The sequence below is a fragment of the Pedobacter sp. 01N416 genome (assembly GCF_056399685.1).
Genome location: NZ_JBFTRT010000677.1, coordinates 1 through 2,467 on the forward strand (window position 1 = coordinate 1; position 2,467 = coordinate 2,467).

Genomic DNA, 2,467 nt, shown 5'->3' on the forward strand with positions numbered 1-2,467 from the left:
TTTTTAGTCTCGGCCCCGCTTAATTTCAAATAAGTAACCGTTTCTTTCGTTGGGAAAGCATTGTACAGAAACAGATCAGATACATTGGTGATATCAATTACAGCAGCATTGGCATGAGGTTTATTACTTTTTAAACCATCAACAATTAAATTATTCACCTTTAATGCCTTTATCGATGCACCTAATTCGGTGTTCACGGTTACGTTATGAAACTCAATATTACTGGAATTTTGAATAGAAAAACCAGTTTTGGCGTCCATATTAATATCATTGAAGGTAATATTATCGATAGGCATTTCTTCTAAGCCATTTAAATAACCTGCCTGGTTAACCTGACCGGTGATATTGCTGAAATGGATATTCCTAAAAATCGGTGTACGATCAGAAACGGGCTCTACATTTGTTTTGGCGTATTGCATATCGAGCACAATCGCCTGATCTTTAATGTTTTTCATGATGATGTTACTCACCCTAATTTCTTCAACCACACCACCCCTGCCACGGGCTGTTTTAATGCGGATTCCCCTATCTGTTCCGTCGAAGACACAGTTCGAGATGGCTATTTTACGTACATTGCCCGACATTTCACTGCCGATAACCACTCCGCCATGACCTGATAACATGGTACAATTTGTAATCACATAATTTTCTGCAGGAACAGCCATTTTTCGTCCAGGCGCATCTTTGCCCGATTTGATGGTAATACAGTCATCGCCCACACTGATGTGGCAATCTGAAATGTGCACATTTTTACAAGATTCAGGATTAATGCCGTCTGTATTTGGCGAATGGGGATTGTTGATGGTAACGGCATGAACCTTAACGTTTTCACAGAACTCGGGATTTATGGTCCAAAAAGGCGAATTGCGGATGGTTATCCCATCTATCAGCACATTTTTACAGAACATCGGTTGTATAAACGGCGGACGAAGAAAACCGCGTTTCATCTGCTTAGGATCATCTGGCAAAATAATATCCTTGTTCAAGCCATCAAATGTGGTTTGCCATTTCGATCGCGCTTGCCCTTCCTTATAACCTTCTACAAAATCCCACCATTTTTTGCCATGTCCATCGATAATTCCCCTACCAATAATCGAGATATTCTCTGCTTTATAGGCATAAAACAAAGGCGAAAAACTGGTTACATCAACTCCTTCGTAACGGCTTTTCACCATGGGTAAATAATCGTCAAAGTTATCGCTGAAATGCAATTCGGCACCGGCATCAATCAATATAGTAATGTTACTTTTTAAATGAATCGAGCCAGTTAGGTATTTTCCCGCAGGAAAATAAACGGTTCCACCACCCGCTTTTGATGCCGCTTCTATCGCATTTTTGATCGCTGTTGTAGCCAGTTTACTGCTGTCGTTTTTAGCGCCGTATTTAACTACGTTGTAATAAGACTGGGCTTTTGCAGTTAAGCAATTAGCTATTACAATTAGGAAAAATAAGCTTTTGAAAATGTATTTCATTTGTTTTCGTTATTTAATAGTCGCGTCATGCTGAATTCATTTCAGCATCTGTCATGCAAAGAGACCCTGAAATAAATTCAGGGTGACGACGAGAGGTTAAAAATATCTATAGGCAACTTCAAATGGATGTTTAACTGAACTAATGCCCCATATCCTTCGACCATATTCTTTAATTCATCTGCACTTTTAAAGGCTTTAAATCCTTTCCTTTATAAATTTCTTTACCATCTGCAAATACCAATAATCCTTTGCCTTTATTGTATTTTTTTCCGGTTTTATCCCACAAAATGGTTAACGTTTTATGGTGATACGAAACTTGATCTAACATGAACCAATCCCACTGGTTTTTAGGGATTAATGGAAAAATCTCAAGCACATTATCCTGACGTGGTTTTATTCCGATCAGATCGTTGATGATTAGATCATTAAATGTAGAGTGATTGTAAAAACTGCTCCGTGGATTATCACCTTTTAACCATTCACCTATTTTTTCATCCTGATACTCACCGATGTAAGGTTTTCCATTTTTGACATGAGAAGCAGCATACTGGTGCAGTTCCCGGTAAAAGACTTCGGCATTCATTTTACCATTTTTTTTATAATTCGTGAGTAGATTTGCCAATCCTTTTAAAGTTTGTGAGCTGGCAAACGGCCAAAGTGCTCCATCCCATTCGCAACTGTGCCCTGTTCCCCTTGTTCTAAATGTTGGGTTTCTTCTTTCAGCCGTGGTTAAGCCCCAGGGTGCTTTAAATCCAGCAGTATCCAATAACTGATCCCAGGCTTTTGCATAATTTGACTGATCATCCGGCAAGTTAAATTCCCATGGCGTAAAACCGATGGCCTCTCTAACATCAGATGAACCTCCTTTGGCTTTTCTTGTTTCAAAAAACAAAGAAGAAGCATTCCACAAACTATCCTGAACCAGTTTTTTAAGCGCAATTGCTTTATTTTTGTATTTGTCAGCTAAGGTTTTATCACCTAACAGAACTGCAATT

2 protein-coding genes are annotated in these 2,467 nt (G+C 38.8%); both read right to left on the reverse strand.

The window, feature by feature from the left end; translation table 11 throughout:
* Positions 1 to 1,472: glycoside hydrolase family 28 protein (locus AC1DND_RS25705; RefSeq protein WP_477585401.1), on the reverse strand; the 1,472-nt coding region annotated here is incomplete at its 3' end.
* Between the two features lie 169 nt (positions 1,473 to 1,641).
* Positions 1,642 to 2,467 (reverse strand): MGH1-like glycoside hydrolase domain-containing protein (locus tag AC1DND_RS25710; RefSeq protein ID WP_477585403.1); only part of this gene is annotated, 826 nt, incomplete at its 5' end.